At 36.2% G+C, this 2,867-nt stretch carries 1 protein-coding gene and 1 pseudogene; both read left to right on the plus strand.

What is annotated here, in order from left to right; genetic code table 11:
* Positions 1–1,484 (plus strand): PKD domain-containing protein (locus tag ABJI11_RS15640; protein WP_348354215.1); only part of this gene is annotated, 1,484 nt, incomplete at its 5' end.
* 406 nt (positions 1,485–1,890) lie between these two features.
* Positions 1,891–2,867, plus strand: a pseudogene (locus ABJI11_RS15645) (hypothetical protein); the annotation flags it as partial.

Genomic DNA, 2,867 nt, shown 5'->3' on the forward strand with positions numbered 1-2,867 from the left:
CAGCAACAATTAACGTAACTCCAGCTGGTAATACTAGTAGAAATGTAATAGTAGATTATACCGTAACAGTAACAGATAGTAATGGTTGTACAGATTCTGATGAGGTTAGGGTTACAGTTGAACCAACACCAACGATAACTATAACAAGTTCAGCAAGTTGTAATTTTGCTTTATTTCAGCCAACAACTTATACTTTTGAAGTTACAGTAAGTGGAGGTACGGTTACGGCTACAGATGGTACCGTAACTAATATTTCTGGTAATGTTTGGGAAATTGCAGATGTGCCAGATGGTACAGATGTTATCGTTACAGTAACCCAAGGTAGTTGTAGTAGAGATTTACCGGTTACGGCACCAAATTGTGTATGTCCAGTTGTAGATCCTGCAACAAGTGATGGAAATCAAGAATATTGTCAGGGAGAAACAATTCCTGAAATTTCAGCTAGTACTAGCGGAGGAACAGAAACAATAGACTGGTATGATGCTTCTACTGGAGGTAATTTATTACAAAGTGAAAGCTTAACTTACCAGCCTACAGCAGAAGGCACCTATTATGCAGAAGCTAAAAACACCTCTACAGGTTGTGTAAGTAGTTCAAGAACAGCCGTAACGGTAACAGAAAATACACCGCCACTTGCTAATGCGGGAGCAAATAAAACAATATGTGAAGGTGAATCTGCAACATTAACGGCATCTGCTTCTGGTGGTAGTAGAACAGGTTATACGTATTTGTGGAGTACAGGAGAGACAACACCTTCTATTACAGTAACTCCGGCTGGTGACCCTAATATTAATACTACGGTAACTTATACGGTAACAGTAACAGATTCTAAAGGATGTAGTGATGAAGATACAGTTAATGTAATAATTTATTCAGCTCCAACCGCTACTATTACTACTGTTGATACGACCTGCGGGTTAGACAATGGTACAATTACTTTTAGTTTTCCTAATCATCCTAATAGATCAGGAATACAATTTAGTATAGACGACCAAGTTACGTATACCTCTACGGTAGCAGATTCTAGTGGAAGCTACACGTTTTCAGACCTTCCATCAGGTACATATGCATTGTGGGCAAGATGGGGAAATAGTAATTGCCCAGTAGATTTAGGGGAATATCAAATTAATACACTACCAGTGGTTACTTATACATCGCAACCGGTTAATCAAACTGTTTTTGCAGGAGACAATGCCATGTTCTCATCTAGTGTTACAAATGCAGACACATACCAATGGCAAGTTAGTGCTGATGGCGTTAACTATACAGATATTGTTGATAATTCTGAATATTCAGGAGCTCAAACTGATACTTTAACAGTGATAAATGTGAGTAAACTAAATGAAGGGAATTCATATCGTTTATTGGCTTCAGATTCAACTACTTCTTGTGATCCAACTGCTTCAGATGTAGCATTATTAATCGTTAATGTTAGAACGGTGATTACCAATAAGCGAATTACATACCGTATTAAACCTAATTAAAAACATTTTTTTAGGAGATATTACAGTAATAAATAAGACTGCTTAGGTCATTGATTTTAGATAAAAAGTTTAATGATATATTAGAAATATAGACTTCTAAAAGTTTTCGTTTGACACTATTTGATTTGTAGTTTTTTTAAAATAATAAAAAATCTATTAGTTTTTAATAGTAATGGAAACTACCCCATTAACAGTACATCTTCGACGAACAACCATCCGATTTTATAATTAAAACGCAACCCTATACCTCATCTTTATGAGCCTATATAGCGTAATTTTTGAGTTACACAACATTTATTTTAAGGTGCAAGACTTATAATCAATATTTGTGTATTGTGATTACCATAGATCCGTATTGTGAATAAACAAAATGATCTATTTGTAAGAAGCATTTTGAAAAACCTATATGACCAACGAAATTTTGAAGGTGGAATTGAATATTAAAAGTATGAAGAGTCAAACTACTACAACCCTAGGTAAAACCATTAAAGGCTTAATGGTTTTATTTGCTTTACTGTTGTCAGGCATTTCTATAGCACAAACTACTGTTACGTTAGAGGACCAATGTAATTGTGAAGTTTTGCAAGGAACAGATGTCTCCGCGCCAGGGGCAGTAACTCCAGCAGGAGCAGATTTAGGGGATCTATATGTTAATACAGATACCGGAACAATTTATTACTGGAACGGAACCACTTGGGAACTGACAACTACGGATGATCAGCAATTACAAAATTTCACTTTTGATGCTACTAATAATATCTTATCCCTTGAAATTGAAAATGGTAATATAGTAACCGCAGATTTGGGCTCTTTGGATAAAACAGCTTCAGAAATTGAGTACGACAATACAACATCATTATTAACTGCAACAAATGTTCAAGATGCCATTGATGAAATCAATGCCTCTGCAGGAACGGTTGCCTTGGTTGATAATTTAGACGGAACATATACTTTTACGAATGCGGCAGGTGTAGATACAACAATCAGTGATACTTCAATATCTACGATGTCACCAGCTGTAGATGGAGTATATACCTATACGGATGAAACAGGAGCGGTACAAACAATCGACACGAACGCAAACGCAAATCCTTACGACAATACAACCTCATTGTTAACAGCAACAAATGTTCAAGATGCGATCGATGAGATCAATGCATCTGCAGGAACGGTTGCTTTGGTAGATAATTTAGATGGAACATATACTTTTACGAATGCTGCAGGTGTAGATACAACGATCAGCGATACATCTATATCTACGATGTTAGATAACGGAGACGGGACTTATACGTATACTGATGAAGCAGGAGTTGTTAGTACAATTAATACTAATGGTATAGTTGTTAGCAACCTCATTACAGGTAGCCGTATTGCAACCTTAAC

It is taken from the genome of Maribacter sp. (assembly GCF_039968975.1).
Taxonomy (GTDB): domain Bacteria; phylum Bacteroidota; class Bacteroidia; order Flavobacteriales; family Flavobacteriaceae; genus Maribacter.